25 protein-coding genes are annotated in these 23954 nt (G+C 62.1%); 13 read left to right on the forward strand and 12 right to left on the reverse strand.

Translation table 11 applies throughout. The features are described 5' to 3' along the window. Positions 1–231: 231 nt before the first annotated feature. Positions 232–2064: a translational GTPase TypA gene (typA, locus tag IHQ71_RS25090; RefSeq protein WP_258159124.1), complete on the forward strand. Its 1833-nt coding sequence runs from the start codon at positions 232–234 to the stop codon at positions 2062–2064. Between the two features lie 256 nt (positions 2065–2320). Further along, on the forward strand, positions 2321–2830 hold the full coding sequence (locus IHQ71_RS25095; protein ID WP_258159125.1) for a GNAT family N-acetyltransferase: 510 nt from the start codon (positions 2321–2323) through the stop codon (positions 2828–2830). A 514-nt stretch (positions 2831–3344) separates the two neighbouring features. Here IHQ71_RS25095 and IHQ71_RS25100 read toward each other — a convergent pair. Together IHQ71_RS25100 and IHQ71_RS25105 are read right to left on the reverse strand one after the other, a co-directional pair. Next, positions 3345–3992, reverse strand: a complete 648-nt coding sequence (locus tag IHQ71_RS25100) for a hypothetical protein (RefSeq protein ID WP_258159126.1) — start codon at positions 3990–3992, stop codon at positions 3345–3347. A 53-nt stretch (positions 3993–4045) separates the two neighbouring features. Beyond that, complete coding sequence (locus tag IHQ71_RS25105; RefSeq protein WP_258159127.1) at positions 4046–4678, reverse strand: hypothetical protein; 633 nt, start codon at positions 4676–4678, stop codon at positions 4046–4048. A gap of 126 nt (positions 4679–4804) precedes the next feature. Between IHQ71_RS25105 and ppa the strand changes: the two genes are divergently transcribed. Continuing rightward, on the forward strand, positions 4805–5338 hold the full coding sequence (gene ppa / locus IHQ71_RS25110; protein WP_258159128.1) for an inorganic diphosphatase: 534 nt from the start codon (positions 4805–4807) through the stop codon (positions 5336–5338). 83 nt (positions 5339–5421) lie between these two features. On the opposite strand, the gene IHQ71_RS25115 is transcribed toward ppa, so the two are convergent. Next, complete coding sequence (locus tag IHQ71_RS25115) at positions 5422–5712, reverse strand: YggT family protein (protein WP_258159129.1); 291 nt, start codon at positions 5710–5712, stop codon at positions 5422–5424. Positions 5713–5883: 171 nt separating this feature from the next. Here IHQ71_RS25115 and IHQ71_RS25120 point away from each other — a divergent pair, with 171 nt between their 5' ends. Next, positions 5884–7143 (forward strand): MFS transporter, encoded by a 1260-nt coding sequence (locus IHQ71_RS25120; protein ID WP_258159130.1) that lies wholly within the window; start codon positions 5884–5886, stop codon positions 7141–7143. Here the strand turns inward: IHQ71_RS25120 and IHQ71_RS25125 are convergent. The 7 genes from IHQ71_RS25125 to hemC all read right to left on the reverse strand — a co-directional run bounded on the left by IHQ71_RS25125 (position 7136) and on the right by hemC (position 13513). Further along, on the reverse strand, positions 7136–7492 hold the full coding sequence (locus IHQ71_RS25125; RefSeq protein WP_258159131.1) for a nuclear transport factor 2 family protein: 357 nt from the start codon (positions 7490–7492) through the stop codon (positions 7136–7138). The two genes, IHQ71_RS25120 and IHQ71_RS25125, sit on opposite strands and share 8 nt — an antisense overlap. 210 nt (positions 7493–7702) lie before the next feature. Then, positions 7703–8431 (reverse strand): glutamine amidotransferase, encoded by a 729-nt coding sequence (locus tag IHQ71_RS25130; RefSeq protein WP_258159132.1) that lies wholly within the window; start codon positions 8429–8431, stop codon positions 7703–7705. A 9-nt stretch (positions 8432–8440) separates the two neighbouring features. After that, positions 8441–8821, reverse strand: a complete 381-nt coding sequence (locus IHQ71_RS25135; RefSeq protein ID WP_258159133.1) for a TerB family tellurite resistance protein — start codon at positions 8819–8821, stop codon at positions 8441–8443. Positions 8822–8966: 145 nt separating this feature from the next. Then, entirely contained in the window at positions 8967–10574 is a 1608-nt protein-coding gene (locus IHQ71_RS25140) for a heme biosynthesis protein HemY (protein WP_258159134.1), read from the reverse strand. 14 nt (positions 10575–10588) lie between these two features. After that, positions 10589–11770 (reverse strand): COG4223 family protein, encoded by a 1182-nt coding sequence (locus tag IHQ71_RS25145; RefSeq protein WP_258159135.1) that lies wholly within the window; start codon positions 11768–11770, stop codon positions 10589–10591. 81 nt (positions 11771–11851) lie between these two features. Continuing rightward, positions 11852–12577 (reverse strand): uroporphyrinogen-III synthase, encoded by a 726-nt coding sequence (locus tag IHQ71_RS25150; RefSeq protein ID WP_258159136.1) that lies wholly within the window; start codon positions 12575–12577, stop codon positions 11852–11854. Positions 12578–12583: 6 nt separating this feature from the next. After that, on the reverse strand, positions 12584–13513 hold the full coding sequence (hemC, locus tag IHQ71_RS25155; RefSeq protein WP_258159137.1) for a hydroxymethylbilane synthase: 930 nt from the start codon (positions 13511–13513) through the stop codon (positions 12584–12586). A 76-nt stretch (positions 13514–13589) separates the two neighbouring features. On the opposite strand from hemC, the gene tsaD reads away from it, so the two are divergent. The 9 genes from tsaD to IHQ71_RS25200 all read left to right on the forward strand — a co-directional run bounded on the left by tsaD (position 13590) and on the right by IHQ71_RS25200 (position 21680). Next, positions 13590–14684 carry a tRNA (adenosine(37)-N6)-threonylcarbamoyltransferase complex transferase subunit TsaD gene (tsaD, locus tag IHQ71_RS25160; protein WP_258159138.1) on the forward strand — a complete coding sequence of 365 codons (1095 nt, stop codon included), beginning with the start codon at positions 13590–13592 and terminating at the stop codon, positions 14682–14684. Further along, complete coding sequence (locus tag IHQ71_RS25165) at positions 14681–15670, forward strand: NAD(P)H-dependent glycerol-3-phosphate dehydrogenase (RefSeq protein WP_258159139.1); 990 nt, start codon at positions 14681–14683, stop codon at positions 15668–15670. The genes tsaD and IHQ71_RS25165 overlap by 4 nt, the downstream gene beginning before the upstream one ends. 17 nt (positions 15671–15687) lie before the next feature. Then, the gene (locus IHQ71_RS25170; protein ID WP_258159140.1) at positions 15688–15981 is read left to right on the forward strand and encodes a YciI-like protein; all 294 of its coding nucleotides are present in this window, start codon (positions 15688–15690) and stop codon (positions 15979–15981) included. 1 nt (position 15982) lies between these two features. Beyond that, entirely contained in the window at positions 15983–16417 is a 435-nt protein-coding gene (locus IHQ71_RS25175; RefSeq protein WP_258159141.1) for an EVE domain-containing protein, read from the forward strand. Further along, entirely contained in the window at positions 16414–17070 is a 657-nt protein-coding gene (locus IHQ71_RS25180) for a methyltransferase (protein WP_258159142.1), read from the forward strand. Before IHQ71_RS25175 ends, IHQ71_RS25180 begins: the two co-directional genes overlap by 4 nt. 243 nt (positions 17071–17313) lie before the next feature. Beyond that, positions 17314–17748: a DUF1761 domain-containing protein gene (locus tag IHQ71_RS25185; RefSeq protein WP_258159143.1), complete on the forward strand. Its 435-nt coding sequence runs from the start codon at positions 17314–17316 to the stop codon at positions 17746–17748. A gap of 23 nt (positions 17749–17771) precedes the next feature. Next, positions 17772–18710, forward strand: a complete 939-nt coding sequence (locus tag IHQ71_RS25190; RefSeq protein ID WP_258159144.1) for a tyrosine recombinase XerC — start codon at positions 17772–17774, stop codon at positions 18708–18710. Between the two features lie 69 nt (positions 18711–18779). Further along, positions 18780–19874 carry a TraB/GumN family protein gene (locus IHQ71_RS25195; RefSeq protein WP_258159145.1) on the forward strand — a complete coding sequence of 365 codons (1095 nt, stop codon included), beginning with the start codon at positions 18780–18782 and terminating at the stop codon, positions 19872–19874. Positions 19875–20210: 336 nt separating this feature from the next. Beyond that, positions 20211–21680 carry a DHA2 family efflux MFS transporter permease subunit gene (locus IHQ71_RS25200; protein WP_258159146.1) on the forward strand — a complete coding sequence of 490 codons (1470 nt, stop codon included), beginning with the start codon at positions 20211–20213 and terminating at the stop codon, positions 21678–21680. Between the two features lie 118 nt (positions 21681–21798). Here IHQ71_RS25200 and IHQ71_RS25205 read toward each other — a convergent pair whose 3' ends face one another. Next, on the reverse strand, positions 21799–23286 hold the full coding sequence (locus IHQ71_RS25205) for an FAD-dependent oxidoreductase (RefSeq protein WP_258159147.1): 1488 nt from the start codon (positions 23284–23286) through the stop codon (positions 21799–21801). 265 nt (positions 23287–23551) lie between these two features. Continuing rightward, entirely contained in the window at positions 23552–23776 is a 225-nt protein-coding gene (locus IHQ71_RS25210; RefSeq protein ID WP_258159148.1) for a hypothetical protein, read from the reverse strand. Positions 23777–23954 lie beyond the last annotated feature (178 nt).

The following is a 23954-nucleotide window of genomic DNA, read 5'->3' on the forward strand; positions in this document are numbered from 1 at the left end:
TCATCGCCTCGCTGCGCTCGGCACTTCTCCCCAAGGGGAGAAGCGGGGCCAGCACCCGTCGCCTTAGCCTATCAAATCCCGCCACCCAAGCCCTGCATTTGTCGCATCCCTGTTAAGCGCATTCATTAGTTTGTCGCTTCACCCCTTTCGCAAATGCAAAAAAAGGGGTATGAGCCCGCCAAATTGAATTGCGCGCCCTGTGCCCGCCACAAACTTTCAGAGACCGATCAGATGAAAATGCGGAATATCGCGATTATCGCACACGTTGACCATGGCAAGACGACGCTCGTCGATGAACTCTTGAAGCAGTCGGGCTCGTTCCGCGACAACCAGCGCACGACCGAACGCATGATGGACTCCAACGATCTCGAAAAAGAGCGCGGCATCACCATTCTTGCCAAGGCGACCTCGATCGAGTGGAAGGGCCACCGCATCAATATCGTCGACACGCCTGGCCACGCCGACTTCGGCGGCGAAGTCGAGCGCATCCTCTCGATGGTCGATGGCGCGATCGTGCTGGTCGACTCCTCCGAAGGCCCGATGCCGCAGACCAAGTTCGTGGTTTCCAAGGCGCTCAAGGTTGGCCTGAAGCCCATCGTCGCGATCAACAAGATCGACCGTCCGGATGGCCGCCACGAGGAAGTGATCAACGAGGTCTTCGACCTGTTCGCCAATCTCGACGCCACCGACGAGCAGCTCGACTTCCCGATCCTCTACGGTTCGGGTCGCGATGGCTGGATGAACGTCAACCCGGAAGGTCCGAAGGACCAGGGCCTCGCGCCGCTGCTCGACCTCGTGCTCGAACACGTTCCGGAGCCCAGCGTCGGTGACGAAGACGGCGCCTTCCGCATGATCGGCACCATTCTCGAAGCCAACCCCTTCCTCGGCCGCATCATCACCGGCCGCATCCATTCCGGCTCGATCAAGCCGAACCAGAGCGTCAAGGTTCTCGGCCAGGACGGCAAGCTGATCGAAAACGGCCGTATCTCCAAGATCCTCGCCTTCCGCGGCATCGAGCGCACGGCGCTTGACGAAGCCCATGCGGGCGATATCGTCGCCATCGCCGGCCTCTCCAAGGGCACCGTCGCCGACACGTTCTGCGATCCCAGCGTCACCGAGGCGCTGCATGCCCAGCCGATCGACCCGCCGACCGTGACCATGTCCTTCATCGTCAACGACAGCCCGCTCGCCGGCACCGAAGGCGACAAGGTGACATCACGCGTCATCCGCGACCGCCTGCTCAAGGAAGCCGAAGGCAATGTCGCACTGAAGATCGAGGAAGCCGAGGGCAAGGATTCGTTCTTCGTCTCCGGCCGTGGCGAACTCCAGCTCGCCGTGCTGATCGAGACCATGCGCCGCGAAGGCTTCGAGCTTGCCGTGTCGCGTCCCCGCGTCGTCATGCACAAGGACGAAGCCGGCACCGTGATGGAGCCGATCGAGGAAGTCGTCATCGACGTCGATGAAGAACATTCCGGCATCGTCGTGCAGAAGATGAGCGAGCGCAAGGCCGAGATGGTCGAGCTGCGTCCGTCGGGCGGCAATCGCCTGCGGCTTCGCTTCTATGCCCCGACCCGCGGCCTGATCGGCTACCAGTCGGAACTGCTGACCGACACGCGCGGCACGGCGATCATGAACCGCCTGTTCCACGCCTACCAGCCCTTCAAGGGCAATATCGGCGGCCGCGTCAACGGCGTCCTGCTCTCCAATGCCTCCGGCGAAGCCGTAGCTTACGCGATGTTCAACCTGGAAGATCGCGGCCCGATGATTATCGAGCCGGGCGAAAAGGTCTATGCCGGCATGATCATCGGCATCCACACGCGCGACAACGACCTCGAAGTCAACGTGCTCAAGGGCAAGCAGCTGACCAACATCCGCTCGGTCAACAAGGACGAGGCCGTCAAGCTGACGCCGCCGATCCGCATGACGCTCGACCGCGCGCTTTCCTGGATCCAGGACGACGAACTGATGGAAGTCACGCCGAAGTCGATCCGGCTCCGCAAGATGTATCTCGACGCCAACGACCGCAAGCGCTTCGAGAAGTCGCGCGCTGCCGGCGCCGCCTGATCGCTGCAATCATCTCCAAAGTTTCAGATCCCGGCGGCAACGCCGGGATTTTTGTTGCGCGGCCGGCGTCGCCGGCCAGAACCTTGTTGATAACTTGGCCCCACCCCAGAAGTCGCTCCACCCCGACTCCCCGATCTTTTAACGTCTGATTCGGAACTTGCGTCTTGCCGGGATGGTTAACAATCGGTTAACTTGGTCGGCAGTCCCTTTTGAGTATTCGTGGCGTCAGCCACGACGTGTATGGTGGATGGACGTTATGACGACGTTGTCAATTGACGTGAGGCGCGCCGATCCGCGCGATGCCCGTGCCATAGCGGACGTCCATCGGACGGCCTGGATCAGCGCTTATGCCGGCATGATTCCGCATCGCGCGCTCGTGCAGATGATCGAGCGGCGGCGCGAGGACTGGTGGCGCCGCGCGGCGCGGGGTCCATCGACCCTTCTGGTTGTCGAGGTTGCGGATAAGATCGCGGGCTACGCCACGATCGGCCTGAACCGCGTCCGCGAACTGAAGCAGGAAGGCGAGATCTACGAACTCTATCTCCTGCCGGAATACCAGGGCATCGGGCTCGGCAGCTATCTGTTCCGCGAATGCCGCGCGGTCCTGAGCGGGCTGGGCATGCAGGGCCTCGTCGTCTGGTGCCTGGAAGAGAACGACAATGCCGTGACCTTCTACCGCGCCATGGGCGGCATGGATGTCGCCGAGGGGATGGAACGCTTCGGCGAGAAGTCGATCAAGAAGCTCGGGTTTGTCTGGCGCAGTTGAGTATTGCGCCCTCGTTTTAGAAAAGACCCGCCCCAAACCCCTCCCTTGGTGAGGGCGGGGTAAAGGCTCCGTTATACTAGCGGATCAACCGATGAGGCCGAGACCGATCGGTTAGGTAGCCGACTGCAAATCCGTCGTGGCGGTTTCGTCTCGCTTTCCGATCGCAAGCATGTTGTAACGGTCGGATGCTATTCTCATCGGATCTTATAGACAAATTCATAGCTTGGTTCATCGCCATAGCATTCATCGTCTTTGTCGCCTTTATGTTGTATTTCAACAGTTTGACCCGGGCGCTTTTCGGTCTCCTCGTGTTCTATTACGCCTTCGGAGCAGTCGTCTGGCACATCACCAAATCGAGTGATCAATATACAATAATCTACGAAATGCTGACCTGGCTTGGGCGGTGGGTTTGGAAGGGTGACTGCTAGATATATTCGTCGTTGGAGACATCCCCTTCATCAATACCCCCTTGTGGGGAGGGGTTTCGGGGCGGGGTCTTTGTCTGAAATGTAGTTTACCTCGCAGCACTCAAATCCGGATAATTGTAGACCGGATAGCCCGAAAGCTTGCCTGTTTTGCCGTGGAATTTCGGCTGCTGCTTGCCGCAGGGAAAGCCCGGCGCCTGTTCATCCGCGAGTTTGCGGGCCAGTTCATTCGCATCCTTGTTTTCCAGTGCATCGACGTAAGCCGTGATGCAGCCCGTCATGTCGTCGGGCTGGCCGACGCGGGAGATCACCAGGACCTGGCCTTCATGCGCCTTGTCGGGCTCCGAGGTGTCCGGATTGAGGTTCTGGATCATGTAGCGCAGGATGGTCGCGCGCGGCACGCCATCATCGTCGAGACGCCACTCGATCTTGTCGCCGACATAGTTGAATGTCTCGAATGTCTCGCCGGCGCCATCAAGGATCGCTTTGCTCAGGTGGCCGAAATAGGTGCTTTCCCTATTGTCATAGGCGTTGAAATAAAAGGGATAATCCTTATAGCCCGCGCATTTGAGGGAGACGTTGCCCATGTCCTCGTCTTCAGGCGTCGGCGTGCCCGATGTCACGCAGCCCTTGTCGGTCGCGGCGCTCGTATAGGCGCTCTCCGCGGCATGAGCCGGAGCGTTGAGGCCAAGCAGGGTAAGGGCGGGCAGGGCAATGATCACGGCGCGAATGGTCATGGCGGAATCCTTTCGCATAGGGATACGCGCAACCGCGCGGATTCATTCAACCGCTAGCCGTCATCGCCGTGGTAGATCATCGGATCGGCGGCCTTGTCGCCTTTCGCGCCGTGATAATCGGGCTTGTCGATGCCGCAGCGGAAATGCAGGGCGAGCCCATCGGCGACGGCGCGCGCCAGGTTGTTGGCATCCTTGCTGGCCAGGGCATCGACATAGCCCACCGGGCATCCTTCCTCTTCGTCCGGCTGGCCAACCTTCGAGATGACCAGAATCTGGCCTTGGGAACTCTCATCGCCAACAAGGAAGCGCTGGATGGCCGCGATCGGCTTGCCGCCGGCGCCGATGCGCCATTCGATCTTCGGGTTCATGTGGTTGAACGGGCCGAAGGACTCGAAAGCGTGATCGATGATCGATTTCTTGAGAAAGCCATAATGAATGCTCTGGCGCAGGTCGCCCTCCTTGAAGAGCACCTTGTACTCGCCGAGGCCGGGGCAAAGCACGGAGGTGAAGTCGCCACCCGGCTCGTCCGGATCAGGCGCCACCAGGGTCTCGCACTTCTCCAACTCGAGTTCGGTATAGGCGCTGCCGGCTGCGAGCGCCGCATCGGACTGCGCCACCATCATCACGGCCAAGATCGAGATCGTTGTCGCCCAGCGCATCGCCACCTCCATCGCAAGACTGGTCATTAACGCATTCCATTTACCGCCGCACTCGAATTTCTTGGCGAATCCGGCTTTTCGCTACCGCAGCAATATTGTCAGCGCGGTTGAATCCTTCTATTGCCGGGCACCTATTCAAGCAGGAGGCATCAGATGCGCATCGACGCTATCAAGATCGGCAACAACCCGCCGGAAGACGTGAACGTGATCGTGGAAGTGCCCGTCGGCGGCGATCCGATCAAATACGAGATGGACAAGGAAGCCGGCGCACTGGTAGTCGATCGTTTCCTCTATACGCCGATGCACTACCCAGGCAATTATGGCTTCGTGCCGCATACCCTGTCGGAAGACGGCGATCCGATCGACGTGCTGATCGCCTCGACCCGCCCGCTGGTGCCCGGCTGCGTGATCAATGTCCGCCCGATCGGCGTGCTGATGATGGAAGACAATTCCGGCAAGGACGAGAAGATCATCGCCGTTCCCTCGCCGAAGCTGACGCTGCGATACGAGAAGGTGCACGAATATACCGATATGCCCGACATCACGATCAAGCAGATCGAGCATTTCTTCGAACACTACAAGGATCTCGAGCCCGGCAAATGGGTGAAGCTCGATGGTTGGCGCGGCGCGGCCGATGCACGCCGCCTGATCGTCGAGGCGATCGATCGCTACAAGGCGACCAAGTAAACCACGTCTTCGGAATGATTTTGAAAAAGCCTCCGGACCGGGATCGGTCCGGAGGCTTTTTGTTGTGTTATCGCAGATCGCTATCAGCCGTAGGTGCGGGCGATATAGGCGATGACCTGCTGCAGGAAGAACAGGATGACCAACACCACGAGCGGCGAAAGATCGACGCCGCCGAGGTTCGGCATGAAGCGGCGGATCGGCCGGTAGAGCGGCTCGGTCAGGCGATAGAGCGCGCTGCCGACCTGGTTGACGAACTGGTTTCTCGTGTTGATGACGTTGAACGCATAGAGCCAAGAGAAGATCGCCGAGACGATGATGATGAACCACAAGATGTTGATGATGAAGTTCAGGGTCGACAGGATGACGAGTAGCATAGGGTTCCTCTTGGCCGCGCCCCCATCCGTTCCGTCCGGGGCCTGCGCGATTTCACGTTGACAGACATGTAATCATTGGCTCTTTATCGGGCAAGAGCGAGCCTGCTTCGCTTACCCGCTATGATTAACGGCCCACGCGCCGTTCCAGCTTTTCCCGCATACGAGCGTCACATGCAAGTCAATCCGGCGGAAGACCGCTTTGCCGCCTTTCGCCATCGTTCCTATACACTCTTCTTCTGCGCCCGCTTTCTCGCCGCTTTCGCCACGCAGATCATCTCGGTCGCCGTCGGCTGGCAGATGTATGAGGTGACGAAGAGCGCCTTCCTGCTCGGCATGATCGGCCTTGTCCAGTTCCTGCCGGCGCTCATCCTCATCCTTGTCACCGGCTCGGTGACGGACCGCTACAACAGGCGCGCCATCGTCTCGATCTGCCTGACGATCAGTGCGCTCTGCGCGGCGGCACTGTTGCTGCTCACCATATCGGGCACATTCGCGCCGCTGCCGGTCTTCATCGTACTCGTCGTCTTCGGCATCGAGCGCGCCTTCATGGGGCCGGCCGTGCAGTCCCTGGCGCCCAACCTGGTGCCGGAGAAGGATCTCGCCAATTCCTTTGCCTGGAATGCCTCCTCCTGGCAGACCGCATCGATCATCGGCCCGGTCGCCGGCGGCCTGCTCTATGGATTGGGGCCGGTCGTCGCCTATTCCGTGGCACTCGCCTTCATGGTGTCGGGTGCCGCGCTGGTCTACACCATCCCGAAGCCCGCGCAGCGCAAGGCGGGCGAGCCGACGAGCTGGAACTATATCCTCGCGGGCTTCAAGTTCATCCGCTTCGAGAAAGTGGTTCTGGGCGCGATTTCGCTCGATCTCTTCGCGGTGCTGCTCGGCGGCGCCGTGGCGCTGATGCCGATCTTCGCCAACGATATCCTGGTGCTGGGGCCGCTCGGTCTCGGCATGCTCAGGGCAGCACCGGGTGCGGGTGCCATTGCCATGGCGCTTTATCTGGCGGCCTTCCCGATCAAGCACGGCTCCGGCCTCAAGATGTTCGTCGGCGTGGCGATCTTCGGCCTGGGCACGTTGATCTTTGGCCTGTCGGAAACGGCGTGGCTATCGATCGTGGCACTCGCCATCATGGGCGCCGGCGACATGATCTCGGTCTATGTCCGCGAAACCCTGATCGCACTTTGGACGCCCGACGAGGTGCGCGGCCGCGTCAACGCCGTCAATTCCGTTTTCATCGGCGCGTCCAACGAACTCGGCGAGTTCCGCGCCGGCACCATGGCGCATTTCGTCGGCGCTGTGCCGGCCGTTGTCATCGGCGGCATCGGTACGCTCGCCGTGTCGCTGATCTGGGCCGGAATCTTCCCGCAACTGCGCAAGATCGACACTCTGGATGCGCCGGAGCGGGCGGCGGTACCAGAAGCAGTCAAGTGACGGAATAGCGGTCAATCACCCAGAGCCATGTGCCGTCGCTCTGCCGGCGGGCAACTTCGCTCGTCACATCGCCATCGGGCAGCTTCGTTGAGGTCAATGCGAGATCGCCTGAAATGAGGGCCGGCCGTTGCTCGCCCCTGGCGAACTTCCTGCCGGTCGCGGCGAATTCGACATAGAAGGCACGGATGGCGTCGTGGCCGCGAATGAACCGTCCGTCGCTGCAATCGATCACCGCATCCGGTTCGAACAGCGCGGTCATGCCGTCGATATCGCCCGCATGCTGGCGCTCGACGAGCAGGCGTTCGAGGTCGTTGGGTTCAAGCGCGGGCTGGCGCTGGTTTGCGTTCATGTCGGTTCCTCCCAACTGAAAATTGTCTCACCAAAGGCGCAGGCGTTTGACTTGAAGTGTGGGGGTCGCCGCTTGCTCCCCCCTTCTCCCCTTGGGGAGAAGTGCCGAGCGAATGCGAGGCGATGAGGGGTTCTCGCTCGTGCTTCGCACAACCCCTCATCCGGCGCATTCGCGCCACCTTCTCCCCAAGGGGAGAAGAGGGAGCGAGCCTCAAATCTCGCGCGGCTTGAAAACCATGTCGAGCATGCCGGACATCCAGTTCTTGAGCGGCGCATCATGCAGGAAGCGCCCTTCGAGATGCTTGTCGCCGGTTTGCGCGCCCGGCAGTTCGAAGCGGTGCGCGCCGCGCACCACCCAGCGATGCATCATCACCCGGGTCAGTTCGCCATGGAACTGGATGCCCCAGGCATTTTCGCCGACACGGAACGCCTGGTTCTCATAGGCGTCCCCTCGTGCAAGCAGCGTCGCGCCATCAGGCAGGTCGAAGCCCTCGCGATGGAATTGATAGACCATCTTCGGCCATTCCAAGAGCTTTTCGCCTTCCTCGGTGGCCTGGAGCGGATACCAGCCGATCTCGGTCAGCCCCTCGTGATGGCCGGCCACCCGGCCACCGAGTGTCTTGACCAGCATCTGCGCACCGAGGCAGATGCCGAGATAGGGGCTGTTCTCCGAAAGCGGGACGTTGATCCAGTCGATCTCGTACTTGATGAAGTCGTCCTGGTCGTTGGCGCTCATCGGCCCGCCGAAGATGACGGCGCCGGCGTGATCGGCCATGGTCTCGGGCAGTCTCTGCCCCATCGCCGGGCGTCTGACATCGAGCCTGTAACCCTTGGCTTCGAGCATATGCCCGACGCGTCCTGGCGTGGAATGTTCCTGATGGAGTACGATCAGAACCGGCCGGTCATCCGCCGGCAGCGTTTTCCTGAGCGATTGCAGCATCGTCCTTAACTACTCACCTTTGTTGGCCTGCTCCGCTTCCTGCCGCTGGGCAATACGAACACGGCCGGAAACGCCGATCAATTCGGCAATTCGCCATACCAGGTGATCCTCGATCTCGTTTCTTTGTTCATCGGCATGCACGATTTGCCAGAGCAGGCCGATGAATTCCGTCTTTTGACGCTCATCAAGAGCGCGATTGATCCGCGATGTAAAGCGGAAAAGATCGATCGCGCGCTCTTCCTGCTGCTTCGCGGCGGCGAGCATCTCGTCATACTCGCCCTTGGACAGATTGAAATAATTACGGATTTCCGATTCGAGGACCTGGTTTTCCTTTTCTTCCACCACTCCATCGGCATGGATGACATGCAGCGCAAGCGCCACGATGGCCACGGCCGTTTCGTCCGGCTCGACCCTCGCGGTTTCCGAGCCGAGCGAATTCAGGAATGTCTTAAGTCGCTCGAACATCGCCGCTTTCCGCCTCCATTGCCACCCGTTTTCAGAACAACCTGCTTGTTTTAAAACAATCGGCCCGTCTTCAGAACAACCGGAATGTCGCCGGTTTCGCCACCGCTTCCTTGATCGGTTTCACGCCGGGATCGTCCGGCGGACGGCCGAAGAACGGTTGATCCTCGTTTGCGCTTTCGCGCTTCCTGGGCGCCGCCTCATCCAGAACGATCGGCTCCGGTTTCGGTTCAGGCTCAACAGGTACGTCGACCTGCGTGATCGGGTTATCGACTGGCCGCACGACCTCGCGCGGTTCCGGCACGGCGATCGGTTCGCTGGCACGGGCGGGCGCCGGCAGCGAGCGGAACGCGTGGTCGGCGCCATTGGCCGTGCCATCGCTGACAAGGCCCGGTGCGGGGCCATAGGCCTGTTTCCACTCGAAGGCATCGAGCTTGCCGGTGACCGGCGAGACCGGCAGCCAATGCTGGGACACCTGCCCGTCGGCGACCCATTCCGGATCGCGCGGCGCCCGCAGTGCCTGGGCCAGCCAATGGCGCACCCGGCCCTGGTCCTCGCTGTCGGCTTCCTCGATATCGGCCATCAGGAGATAGACGCTTTCGCGCTCGGACACTTTCGCCGCGGCCTCCGCCTTGGCACGCGCCCGGTCGAAATCGCGGGCATCGAGTGCCGCCCAGGCCGAAGCGTAAAGTGCCTCATAGGTATTGGGCTGAAGCTGCTCGAGACGGTCGGCGCGCTTGAGCTTTTCCTGCGCCGTGACACCGCCGGCCGCCAGATAGGCGGTTGCGAGTTCCATCTGCGGTGTGATTTTCCAGGCCTGCTCGATGGTGGAGAGCGCCTTCTTGACGTTGTTTTCCCGGAGATAGGCCTTGGCCGCGATGGTCGCGGCGGGCACGAGATCCGGCGCCAGCTTCAGCGCCATATAAGCGTCGTCGCGCGCGGCCTTCGGATCGGCGTCGAGCTTCGACAGCGCCCGGCCGGTCAAGAGTACCGCTTTCTTGCGGTCATGCACCGTCTTGTCCATGCCCGACAGAACGCGCTGGCCTTCAAGCAGGCGGATCGCATCATCGAAGCGTCCGGCCTGGGTGCGGTATTCCAGCGTTGCCTCGGCGGCCCAGGGCAGATGCGGGCCTTTTTCGACGGCGCGCTCGGCATAGTGTCGGGCGGCTTCATGGGCGCCCAGGCGAAGTGCTTCGAGATAGAGGCCACGCAGGCCCAGTTCGCGGGTCTCGGGATCCTCGGCCATCTGCTCGAATTTCTTGCGCGCGTCCTCGGTCTTGCCCTCGATCAGGCTGGCCTGCGCTTCGAGCAGATGGATCAGCGGTTCGGAATCACTCGAGATCAGGCCCTTGGTCCGGTCGAGCATCTTGCGCGCCAGCGGCGCATCGCCCGAACCGACTGCGATCAACCCGGTCGACAGCGCCTGGTAGCCACGGTCGCGCTTGCGGGCGCGAAAATAGCGGGTCATCGACTGTGGCGATGTCCAGATCGTGCGGACCAGCCACCAGATGATCATCACGGCAACGACGAGCACGGTCACCAGCACGGCGGCGACCATCAGCGTCATCTCGACGCGCTTGCCCTGCCAGATGATGAAGAGTTCGCCCGGACGATCGGCCAGCCAGGAAAAGCCGAAGCCGAGCGCGAGAATGACGGCAAGGAAGAAAACGATCCTGATCATACTGTTACTTTCCTTCAGCCGTTCGTCTTGGTGGTCGAGACCGCCTTGGTGAGGGCATTGCCGACCAGTTCCTCGACACGGATGCGGGCATCGAGCTGCTTTTTATAGGCGGCGGACGCCGCCTTGGCGGGTTCGGGAAGCTTCGCCCATTCGCTCGCGGCACCGGTGAAATCGCCGTTCTTCAGCTTTTCCTCCATACGCGCCACGACCGCATCCGGTCCCTCGCCCTCGACATCGCCGACCGGCCGGACCTTGATCGCGGAAAACGCGCTCGACATCAGGCGGTCGGTGAGGCTCTGGTTGGGATCATCGATGACGACCGCCGACAGGATCGTATCGGCAACAGCCGGAAAATCGGTGACAAGGCTGGTGCGTGAGGGCACGCCGATCGCCGCGAACTGCTTGAGCTCCTTGACCGCCGGATCCTCGGGATCGACACCTTCGAGCGTATCGAGTTCCGAGATGAACGGCCCGCCGCGATCGATCGCGGCCTTGAGGCCGGCCGATGCGATGGCGACCGCCACTTCGACATCGTCACGCGGCTGGCTGAGCGTCTTTTCGATGGCCTCGATGCGCATTTCGAGCGCCGCGCGCGCAGTCTCGGATTCGGTCTTCTGCGTGCCGACCGCCGCTTCAGCGGCCTTGACCTGTTCGGCCAGCGCATTGATGCGGGCATCGGCATCCGCCGACAGGCCGTTGGCCTCCGGCACGGTCGTCATCTTCTCCTCGAGCGCGGTGATCTTGGCGTTGACCGGCGAAAGATCGACTTCCGGCTGGGCGGCAACCTCGGTCTTCAGCTTCTCGACCTCCGACGACATCAGGTTGAGCGCGACTTTGGTTTCCTCGTTCGAGCCGAGCGAGGGCAGCACGCCCCAATATTGCAGGCCAGCCGCTCCACCGAGCGCGATCACGCCGCCGATCAGGCTTGCTGCAATCAAGGACAGGCTACCGGAACCTTTTGCAGTGGTTGGCTGCGGCTGGGCAGCAGCCGAGCTGTTGGCATTCGGAATGCCGGAATAGCTCTTGGCGGATGTTTCGGCTTCCGTCGCCGGTGCCGTATCCGCATCCGCCGTCACATTGTCCTCGGTCCCCTCGGGATCGCCTGCGGCCATATCCGTTACCTCTTCGGCGCCGAGGTCTATCGTCACCGGCTCGGGCTTGGTCTTGGAATGGCGGCTCTGGTCTTCCGGTTCCATACGGGGGCACCTTTCTTTCATTGGCCTAAGTGTCCAGCTCGGAGCTTAACCGCCCACTGCTGCACCGCAAGGCATTTTCTCTTACAGCAGGTCGATCAGCTCGTCCTCGTCGGGATTGTCGCTGACCACCGCGCTGTTCCGCAGCTCTTCGGGCACCGCTTCGGCAATATTGCGGCTGAGGCAGAAAAACAGCGTTTTCCTGATCGCATCGTGGCTGACGTTGAATATCTCCAGCGCGAAGAATGCGTTGGCCGTTTCCCGGGAATAGAAGAAGACGGCATCCGCCATCTTGGCGACGAGCATCGCCTGCTGCTCCTCGATCGTATAGACGATCGGCTCCATCTGGTAGGTCTCGGCAACGAAGCAGGCTATTCCATTGTCGGCAAGAACCCGTTCGAACCGGCCCATCCGTTTCTCGCCGGCGAGATAGAGAACCGGCAGATCCGGGTTGCCATGCGCGTGATAGAAGGCGGCAACGATGTGGCCGAGCTCGTGCCCGCCGCCAGCGCCAGAATCGATATCCGTAAAGCCGGCCTCGCGGGCGGCCCGCGCCGTCGCCCTGCCAACGGCGAAGACCCTGGTGCCGAGATGGGGTGTCAGCAGGTCCCCGAGTTCCATCAGCGAGCGAACCGCCTCGGGCGAGGTGACCGCGATTGCCGAGTGCGGCGTCGCCAGCGCCCGCGAGGCGGCATCGGGATCACGCACCGGCGCAAAAAGCGGGAAACTGACCGGCTCGTGGCCGAGTTCCGTGAGCTTCGCCGCCGTGCCTTCCGCCCGAGATTCGGGCCTTGTGATCAGAACCCGCATCGCCGTTCACCCCCAGTTTTCGAAGAAGGGCGCACCCGCGCGATCGCGGATCGCATGCCCGGCCTTGCGGCCTATCCCGTAGGCATCGCGGACCAATCCATCGCTTGCTATGGAATGTGATGTCTGCCCATCCGGTGTCAGAATCATGCCGGAGAAGCGGATGCGATCGCCCTCGACCAGAGCATAGCCGGCGATCGGCGTGCGGCAGGAGCCGTCGAGCACTTCGAGAAAGGCGCGCTCACAGGTGACAGCCGAATATGTTTCGGCATGATTGACGGGCGCGAGAAGTGCCGCGATCGCAGCATCGCCCTTGCGCGCCTCGACGCAGATCGCGCCCTGTGCCGGGGCGGGTGGAAAGATTTCGGGATCGAGGATTTCGGTGGCGACCTCCGGCTTGCCGAGTCGCTTCAGGCCCGCATAGGCGAGCAGCGTCGCATCGGCATCGCCCTCCGAGAGCTTGCGCAGCCGCGTCTCGACCTGCCCGCGAAAGATCTTCACCTGAAGATCCGGCCGAAGCTTCCTGACCAGCGCCTGCCGGCGGAGCGATGCCGTGCCGACCATCGCACCAATCGGCATTTCGGCCAGTCGCGGCGCGATATGGCTCACGAACGCGTCCCTGATATCCTCGCGTGGCAGATAGGCGGTGATTTCAAGACCTTCAGGCAGAACAGTCGCCATGTCCTTCGACGAGTGGACGGCGAAATCCAGTTCGCCGGATAGAAGCTGCGCCTCGATTTCGGCGGTGAACAGGCCCTTGCCGCCGATCTCCGATAGCGACCGGTCGGTGATGCGGTCACCCTTGGTCGACAGCACCACGATCTCGAAGGCATCCTCCGGCAGGCCATGCGCCAGCATCAGCCGCGCCCGCGTCTCAGCGGCCTGCGCGAGCGCCAGCGGACTGCCGCGCGTGCCGATCCGGTAAGCTTTTGTTTGCATCCAAAGGGCTCTCTCGTGTAATCGGCTCTCAACTAATCATTCCTAGCGATATCCGCAATCGGACAAAAGGTTCAAGTTGGCACTCACGCGTATCCTCGGCATCGAAACCAGCTGTGACGAGACTGCCGCTGCTGTCGTCGAACGGCTGGACGACGGCACCGGCCGTATTCTCGCCGACGTCGTGCTTTCCCAGCTTGAGGAGCACTCGGCCTATGGCGGCGTGGTGCCCGAGATCGCCGCCCGCGCTCATGCCGAGGCGCTGGATGCGCTGATTTCGGAAGCGCTGGTTCGCTCGAACACGAAACTCAGTGAAATTGATGCCATCGCCGCCACCTCCGGCCCGGGCCTGATCGGCGGGCTGATCGTCGGCTTGCTCACCGGCAAGGCGATCGCCATGGCATCCGGCAAGCCACTTTATGCCGTCAATCACCTCGAAGGGCACGCGCTGACGGCGCGGCTGACCGATGGGTTGACCTTTCCGTACCTGCTGCTGCTCGTCTCGGGCGGCCATACCCAGCTGATCCTGGTCAAGGGCGTCGGCGATTACGAGCGCTGGGGCACGACGATCGACGATGCGCTGGGCGAGGCCTTCGACAAGACCGCGAAGCTGCTCGGCCTGCCCTATCCCGGCGGACCGGCCGTCGAGCGCGCGGCGAAGACGGGCAATCCGAATCGCTTCGCCTTCCCGCGCCCGCTGGTCGGCGAGGCAAGGCTCGACTTTTCCTTTTCTGGCCTCAAGACCGCTGTCCGGCAAGCGTCGGAATCGATCGCGCCGGTCAGCGACCAGGACATCGCCGATATCTGCGCCTCGTTCCAGCACGCGGTGTCACGGACGCTGAAGGACCGGATTGGGCGCGGCCTGGTGCGCTTCCGCGAGCGCTTCGGCAACACGGTTGCCAATCCCGCGCTCGTCGTCGCCGGCGGCGTGGCGGCAAACGAAGAGGTCCGCACGACGCTGCAAACCATCTCCGACGCCAACGGCTTCCGCTTCGTGGCGCCGCCAATGAACCTCTGCACCGACAATGCGGTGATGATCGCCTGGGCCGGATTGGAACGCATGGCCGAGGGGTTCGCGCCGGATGACCTCACCGTCGCACCACGCTCACGCTGGCCGCTCGATGCCGACGCTGCCGCGATTATCGGCAGCGGCAAGCGGGGCGCCAAGGCATGAGTGGCGCTGAAAAGATCGTCGTCGTCGGTTCGGGCGCCTTCGGCACCGCGCTCGCAGCTGTCGCGGCGCTGGCCGGAAAGGCCGATGTGACGTTGCTCTGCCGCCGCGAGGACCAGCGCGCCGAGCTCGAAGCCACGCGGATCAACAGCCGCAACCTGCCCGGCATCACGCTGCCGCCCGATCTCCACTACGCCACCGACAACGCCCTGCTCGAACAGGCATCGATCGTGCTGTTCGCCATGCCGAGCCAGGCGCAGGCCGAAGCGGCGCAGGAGCTCAAGTCGCATCTCCGCCAGCATCAATCGATCGTCACCTGCGCCAAGGGCATCGACAAGGCAACCTCGCGGCTGTTGACCGACGTGCTCGAAGAGGAACTGCCGGATCACTCGATATCCGTTCTTTCCGGTCCCGGCTTCGCCGCCGATATCGCCAAGGGCCTGCCGACCGCGATGGCGGTGGCCTCGCCTGATATGGCGGAGGCCGAGCGCATCGCCCAGGCGATTTCAGGTCCGACCTTCCGGCTCTATCCCTCGACCGACCGCATCGGCGTCCAGCTCGGTGGGGCGCTGAAGAACGTGCTGGCCATCGCCTGCGGAATCGTCGAAGGCGCGGGTCTGGGAGACTCCGCCCGTGCCGCGCTGATCGCGCGTGGTCTCGCCGAGATGTCGCGGCTGATCGAGGCCTATGGCGGCGACCCGGACACTGTGCGCGGCCTGTCCGGCCTCGGCGATCTCGTGCTCACCGCCACCAGCCACCAGTCACGCAACCTGCGCTTCGGCATCGAGACCGGCCGCACCGGCCGCGCGGCTCTCCCCTCCGGCGAACTGGTCGAGGGCGCCCATGCGGCGGCCATTGCCGCCCGGCTGGCGGCGGAGCATCATGTGGATATGCCGGTGACGCTGGCCGTCGCCTCTATCATCGACGGCGCGATCGATGTCAAAACAGCGATCAACGGCCTGATGACCCGGCCGATCACGACCGAATGAACCCGAAAGGAACGACCATGCTTTTCGCCTTCCTCTGCCAGGACAAGCCGGGCGCCCTGCAAGTGCGTCTGGATACGCGCCCTGCCCATATCGAATTCCTCGACGGGCTGAACAGCGCGGGTACGCTCGCCTTCGCCGGTCCGTTCCTCGATGCCGACGGCAAGCCGAACGGCAGCCTGGTCGTGGTCAAGGCCGAGACGATCGAGGAGGCCAAGGCGCTCTCCGCCGCCGATCCCTATGCCAAGGCCGGCCTGTTCGCCTCGGTCGATATCCGGCCGTGGAACTGGACCTATAACAAGCCGGAGGCGTGAGATGGCCTACTGGCTCTTCAAGTCCGAACCCGACGCCTTCTCCTGGGAGAAGCTGAAATCCAAGGGCAAGGATGGTCAGGAATGGGACGGCGTGCGCAACTATGCCGCCCGCAACAACATGCGGCTGATGAAGATCGGCGACAAGGGCTTCTTCTACCATTCCAACGAGGGCAAGGAGGTCGTCGGCATCGCCGAGGTCTGTGCGCTCGCCCACCCGGATTCGACCGCCGACAACCCGACCTGGGAATGCGTCGATATCCGCGCCGTGGTCGATATCCCCAAGCCGATGAACCTCGACGACATCAAGGCCGATCCCAAGCTTGCCGAGATGATCCTGGTCAAGAATTCGCGTCTCTCGGTGCAGCCGGTGACGGACGAGGAATATTTCTACATCTGCAAGAAGTGTGGACTGGACAATCCTCCCAAATCGCCGTGAAGACCGACCCGGAAACCTTCATCCTCGAAAACACGTCGGTGATGAGCCCGCCGCATGTGCCGGAGATTCGACTGCATCTCGCCGACGAGGCGCATGACCTGTGGCTGAAGACCGAGGACGAACTAGAGGAAATCGGCCTGCCGCCACCCTTCTGGGCCTTCGCCTGGGCCGGCGGGCAGGGGCTGGCGCGGTATGTGCTCGACCATCCGGAGACGGTGGCGGGCAAGCACGTGGTGGATTTGGCGTCGGGGTCTGGGCTGGTCGCCATAGCAGCTGTGCAGGCCGGTGCCGCGTCGGTTATTGCGGCGGATATCGATCCGTGGACCGAAGCAGCCGTTAGACTGAATAGCCGGCTAAATAATGTCGAACTTACGTTTACCAACGACAATCTGATCGGCACGACACTGGAAGCGGACGTGCTGCTGGCCGGCGACGTGTTCTACGATGTCGGCTTCGCGAATGCGCTTGTCCCATGGTTCACGATGCTGGCCCAGGCCGGCAAGACCCTCATCGTCGGTGATCCGGGCCGCAGCTACTGCCCAAGGCACCTGATGGAACCACTCACGACCTATGAAGTGCCGGTTACGCGGGCGCTGGAAGACGCCGAGGTGAAGAAGACGACGGTTTGGCGGTTTGTCGGAAAGTCCGCTTGACCTTCGTTTGTTGATCCGCTCAAACGTTGATCAATGTGGCAAGCCACCCCCCTCTGCCCTGCCGGGCATCTCCCCCTCAAGGGGGGAGATCCGATGGAGCGCGCTCTCGACCCAAAGGGACCTCAAGTGCTGAGCAACGGAGTGTCAATTTGAGGCAGGGAGAGCACCACATCCAATCTCCCCCCTTGAGGGGGAGATGCCCGGCAGGGCAGAGGGGGTGCACACCAAAACGGAGAGCCGCCTATGGATTTCACGACCGTCAACCTTCTCGGCGTCATGATCGCCGCCATCGCGGCTTTCATCGTCGGTTCCGTCTATTATCCGCTGATGAGCAAGCCGTGGCTCAAGGCGACCCGGCGCGATCCGACAACTATCAAGATGAGCTACTCGCCTTTTGTGATCTCCTTCATCGGAGAACTCGTCATGGCCTTGGCCCTTGCCCTCGTCCTGGGCGCTATCACTTTGGGCAATCCGGACGACTATTCCATCACAATGGGTCTGATGTGGGGTTTCGTACTCTGGCTCGGCTTTGCCGCCATGACGATGACAATCAATCATCGCTATGGAGGCTACGGCTGGGATCTAACCCTTATCGACGGATTTCACTGGCTGCTGGTGATTCTCGCCATGGGGGCAGTGCTCGGCTGGTTCGGACCACCGGAAGTCACGCTGACTTAACCATTTCGGCGCATTCTCTCGCCATGAACGAAATCCTCATCATGGCCGACGAGACGCTGCTGGCCGAGCGCAGGACCTGGCTCGATTCGCTCGCCGAGGAGCGGCGGCTTTCCGCGCTGACGGTCGATGCCTATGAGCGCGACACGCGCCAGTTCCTGATGTTCCTGACCAGCCATGCCGGCGGCCCGGCGCGGATGTCCGATCTCAAGGCGCTCAGGCCGGCCGATCTCCGCGCCTTCCTTGCCAATCGCCGTCGGGATGGTGCCGGTGCCCGAACGCTCGGGCGCGGCCTCGCCGGACTTCGCTCCTTCCTCCGGCATCTCGAGAAGAAGGGCATGGTCAATGCGGCCGGTTCGCGCGCCGTGCGCTCGCCGAAGCAGCCGAAAAGCCTGCCCAAACCGCTGAGTGCATCGCAGGCCATCCGCGTGACCACCGACGAGGGCCAGCTTGCCGAAGAGCCGTGGATCGCCGCGCGCAACGCGGCACTGCTGAGCCTGCTCTATGGCTCGGGCTTGCGCATTTCCGAAGCACTCTCGCTGACCAGGCTCGATTTCCCCGCCGACGCCAAAATGCTGCGCGTCACCGGCAAGGGCGGCAAGACGCGCATCGTGCCGCTGATCGGCGCGACGGCAGATGCGGTCGCGGCCTATATCAAACTCTGCCCCTTCGTCATCGGTCCGGAACAACCGGTCTTCCTCGGCGCCCGTGGTGGGCCGCTGCAGCCGGCGATCATCCAGCGCGAGATGCAGAAGATGCGTTCGGCGCTCGGCCTGCCGGAAACCGCCACGCCGCATGCGTTGCGTCATTCTTTTGCCACGCATCTGTTGTCAGCAGGCGGTGATCTCAGGGCGATCCAGGAATTGTTGGGCCATGCCAGCCTGTCGACGACGCAGATCTATACCGGTGTCGATTCGGCACGGCTGCTCGACATCTACGAGAAGGCCCATCCACGTGCCGGTTAACCATATCGGTTAAGGGAATGTGAGGCCGCAGGCTCTAACCTGCCGCAAACCGAAAATCTGGAAGTGACCATGTCTACAGCCGTGCCCGAAATCAGGAACCGATCCGGCCGCATCCTCGACCTCGCGGCCGATAGTGTCTTGTCGTTGATAGTCGCGGTCCATATTTTTGCGGCCCTGCTGCTTGCCGTGACCCTGCTGTTCGCCACGCCTGCGGGCGCCGCCGAGGATGCAGCGTGCGGAGCGCGAAATCTTGTTGCCGAGCTCGAGACGAAAAATCCGGCGGAATATGCCAAGCTCAAGGCGGAAGGCGACAAGGTCAAGAATGCCGGCGCCCGCTTCTGGAAGCTGGAAATGACCGGCCACAAGCCCAACTGGCTGCTCGGCACGATCCACCTCTCGGACCCGCGCGTCACGGACCTGCCACATGAATCGAAATCCGCCTATGACGGCGCGGCCACCGTCGTGCTCGAATCCGACGAAGTGCTGGACCAACAGAAAGCCGCTGCCTCGCTGATGGCAAAGCCGGACCTGATGTATTTCTCGGGCACGGATACGCTCGACAACTATCTCAAGCCGGACCAGAAGGCGGTTCTGGAAGCCAATCTCATCAAGCGCGGCATTCCATTCCTGTCGATCGTCAAGATGAAGCCCTATCTGGTCACATCGATGGTTTCGCTGTCCACCTGCGAACTGTCACGCAAGGCGAACGGCGCGCCGTTCCTCGACATGAAACTTGCCAAGGACGGCGCTGCCGCCGGCAAGAAGATCAAGGGCGTGGAGACCATGCAGGAGCAGATCGAGGCGATGGCCAGCCTGCCGCTCGATTTCCATGTGAGGTCTCTCGTCTCCAGTCTCAAATATCCCGAATACACCGCCGACATGATGGAGACCACGGTACAGCTTTATCTGAGCGACCGGATCGGCATGGTCTTCCCGGCTGGCGCCTATTTCGCGCCGGAGACGAATGTCAGTGATTTCCAGGACATGGCGAAGTTCGAGGACGTGCTGATCACCAGGCGCAACCACAACATGGCCGACCGCGCCATGCCGATCCTCGCCGAGGGCAATGTCTTCATGGCGGTCGGCGCCCTGCACCTGATCGGTGACGAAGGCCTGGTCGAACTGTTCCGCCAGAAGGGCTATACCGTCACGGCCGTGAGGTGAGGCGCTGCCGTGTAGGACTTGTTCCATAGTGTATCCCTCCAAGTCGGGGAAAATATGCACCATGGCCTCCTGGGGCTTCGCGCGCCATGCTTGCCTCGGCGGATCTTCTCTATCTCCTCATGCACGAATTCGCCGGCCTGGGTGCTCCGGATGCGTCAGCCCAACTTTCTCCTGATCCAGTCTGTACAACGCTGATCGCCAGCACGTTGCATACTGACAGTGTCGCGCATAAAAAAATGCAACGTTGATGTCGGATCATCACTCCGCGATACGTCGTGACAATGCTCTCTTGTCCATTCGAGCACCGTCCTGTCCGCATCCATCCAAGGCATCCCAATGACTCACGATATTCAAGCTATTTCCGATGTTGAAGTTATCTCCGGCACGGAAGACCAGAGCGCGCGCAACAAGCTCGTCATCGGTCTTCTGCTGGTTTCGGCCTTTGTCGTCATTCTCAATGAAACCATCATGGGCGTCGCACTGCCGCATCTCATGGCCGACCTCAGGATCTCCGCAAGCATGGCGCAATGGCTCACGACGGCGTTCATGCTGACGATGGCGGTCGTCATCCCCGTGACAGGCTATCTGCTGCAGCGGCTCGATACGCGGCCCGTCTTTATCCTGGCGATGACGCTCTTCAGTGCCGGCACGCTGATTTCCGCGCTGTCGCCGGGCTTCGCCATGCTGGTGGTCGGACGCATCGTGCAGGCGTCCGGCACGGCGATCATGATGCCCCTGCTGATGACCACGATCATGCATCTGGTGCCGCCGCAGTCGCGCGGCAAGACGATGGGCAATATCTCGATCGTCATCTCCGTGGCGCCTGCCATCGGTCCGACGATTTCGGGCCTCATTCTCAGCGCGCTCGATTGGCGCTGGCTGTTCCTGCTTGTCCTGCCGATCGCTCTTGCAGCGCTTGCGCTCGGCGCCTGGAAAATCAAGAACGTCACCGAGCCTACGAAGGCACCGATCGATCTTTTGTCGATCCCGCTGTCCGCCATCGGCTTCGGCAGCTTCGTCTATGGCCTGAGCGGCCTGGGAGAGGCAGCGCTTCACCCGCCGGTCGTTTCGCCCTGGCTTCCGCTGGGATTGGGCGGGGCGGTCATCGCGGTCTTCATTCTGCGACAACTGCATCTTCAGAAGCATGACCGGGCTTTGCTGGATATGCGCACCCTGACAATCCCGGCCTTCACCATCCCGGCGCTGATGATGGCGATCCTGATGATGTCGATGTTCGGTGTCTTCATCCTGCTGCCGATCTACCTGCAGAACGTACTGGGACTGACAACGCTTCAGACCGGGTTGCTGCTCCTACCAGGCGGTCTGATCATGGGCCTCTGCGCCCCGAGCGTCGGCAGCCTGTTCGACCGGTATGGCCCGATGCCGCTTGTCGTTCCAGGCGCCATCCTGTTCAGCGCGCTGATGTGGGGCTTGACCTTCATTCAGCAGGACACCTCGTTCTGGCTGCTGCTGGTCGCTCATATCATCCTCAGCATCGGTCTTGCGCTGATGTTCACACCGCTGTTCACCGCCAGCCTCGGAGCCCTGCCGCCCCATCTCTATTCGCATGGCAGCGCCATGATCGGCACCACGCAACAGGTCGCGGGTGCGGCTGGTACCGCACTCTTCGTCGCGATCATGACGATGTCGGGCTCGAGCGCCGAACTGGCCGGCAGCGGTGCCCTTGCAGCGACAACGGTCGGGATTCGGGCGGCGTTCCTCTGCGGAGCGATCATCTCCATTGCGGCAGTCGCTACGGCCTTCTTCATCAAGAAGCCAGCCGGCGGCCACGGCATGCCGCATTGAGATGAAGCAGCCGGCTATTGGCGCAAGGACTGCCCGGCGTTGGCGGCAGCGCTTTCGCTATCCGGCGCCGCCGGCCGCAACCGCGACCCGAACTGGTCGCCATCCAGCGCCGCGAATTTCAGCCCTCTAGCTCCAACCGCACTGGTGGCAAAGCCTTGCGTGCCGGCCCGTGAATGACCGAACCGTCCGCAGCAAAGACCGAGCCGTGGCAGGGACAGTCCCAGGTCCTGTCGGCATTGTTCCAGGTGACGGTGCAGCCCTTGTGGGTACAGCTTGCGGATACGGTGTGAAGCCGGCCAGCCTCGCTTCTCCAGGCCGCGATTTTCTCTTCGCCCCTTATGATCACACCTCCGCCACCAGGCGGAATCTTCTCGACGCTCTCGACCACGGATTGGCTGTCGCCGTCCATATGGAAGTCCTCGGGATACGGCCGCGCCGGATCGTAGAGATCCGTCCAATGGCTCGGCCGGTCCGCGATCCGGTCGGCGATCATCATGCCAACGGCGGTACCGTTGCTGATACCCCAGCCGTTGAAACCCGTGGCGATGTAGAAGCCGGGCGCTTTTTCGGGATCGGCGGCGCCGGCATAGGGCACTTTATCGGGCGTGTCGTAGTCTTCGTTGCACCAGTGCCAGGCTGCCTCGCCTACGGGAAATCGCGCTTTCGTCCAGCGCTCCAGATCAACGAAACGGCGCGCCACATCGCCATCCTGACCCGTGTTGAACTTCGGCCCCAGCACGATCAGCAGCGGCCCATCACGGTCGCGTCCGAGCCTGAGGGAATGCGTCGGGTCGTCGATGCCGATGAACATGCCGTCAATCAAGGCCGGGTCATTGATACGGAAAGCCATCACGGTGTGACACCGGGGCTGGGTGCGCCTGGCCATCCCCACAGGCGATTTCACGGTCATGTTGGTTGCAACGACGACATTTTCGGCATCGACGCTGCCGCCGTCCGTGAGCACACGCCATCGTTCCGCTTCCTCGAATTCTCCCGCCCGGCTTGCCTCGAAGATTCGACCACCGCAAACGGTCACAGCCGCCGCCAACCCGACCAGATAGCGTGCGGGATTAAATTGAGCCTGCGCCCTGAAGCGAAGCGTCGGACCGGTGTGGAATGGCAGCGGTGCGTGGTTCAATACCTCGGCATCCAGCCCGACCATGCGAGCCGCTTGCGCCTCGGCTTCCACGTCATGGCGCCGCTCCGCCCGGTCGGCATATGCATAGGCATCCTTGGATTCGAGGTCGCATGCGATCCCGTAATGAGAAGCCCACGTTCCGATCAACCAGGCGCCGGCGCGGTTGGCGTCGGCATAATCCTGCGCGGCCCTCAATCCCCTCTTCTCGATCAGATGCCGATAGATCAGCGCATGCTGGGTGGTAATCTTGGCGGTGGAGCGCCCGGTTACCTGCCCGCCGACGCGAAGCCCCTCGAGCACGACAACCGGGCGCCCCAGTTCGCACAGTTTGAGCGCGGCGGTCAGTCCGACGATGCCCGCGCCAACGATCACGGTATCGGTCTTTTGACGGCCGTCCAGCGCTGGATAATGCGTGGCGGGCGCGTTCGCGACCCAACAGCTTTCGGCTCTACCCGGCAGATTTGCCAACTTGACACTCCTCGCGAGACGACGCTGCCGCCATCGACGATGGCGCCAGCATTCAGAGCGATGCTCGGTTCCTGGTTCGTCTCAACTGCCGGATTCGAATGCGGTTCCATAAAGATCATTGGTCGGCGCTGAATGGGGAGCAGGGACTGCCGAATGGAAGGGCGCGGTCGGGAAAAGGCGGGACGCAGTTCATGCGCTCGGGGTTGCGCAACGAAAAAGCCAGCTGGGATTGTCCCAGCTGACTCTGGATTGCCGCTACGTCGGATCAATCGATGTTGACGCGGCCCTTGATCACCAGATCCGGATCGTCACGTTCCCTGACGATGACCTTGTTACGCTTCTTCTTGATGATGATATCGGGATCATGGCGCTCCTTGACGACAATGCTGCCGGTCGGCTCGTTGTCGGTGCGGATCGTGACGCTGTCGGCAAGGGCGAACGTCGCCGTACCGAAGGTGGCTGCGCAAGCCAGTGCAATTACTTTCCTCATCGTAAATTCCTCTCGTTTATGCCTACGATGAAGGTCAAACGCGACGAATTGCACATGGTTCCTGCTTTTTTACATGGATTGGACGGCACGACGGACCGGCCGCACCGCGCATTCGCGATTCTTGCCGGGCGGTTCCGGTTCGGATAGCGCCTGAGTTATAAATAGGCACCGGACCACA

The organism is Rhizobium sp. TH2, assembly GCF_024707525.1.
Taxonomy (GTDB): Bacteria; Pseudomonadota; Alphaproteobacteria; order Rhizobiales; family Rhizobiaceae; genus Rhizobium_E.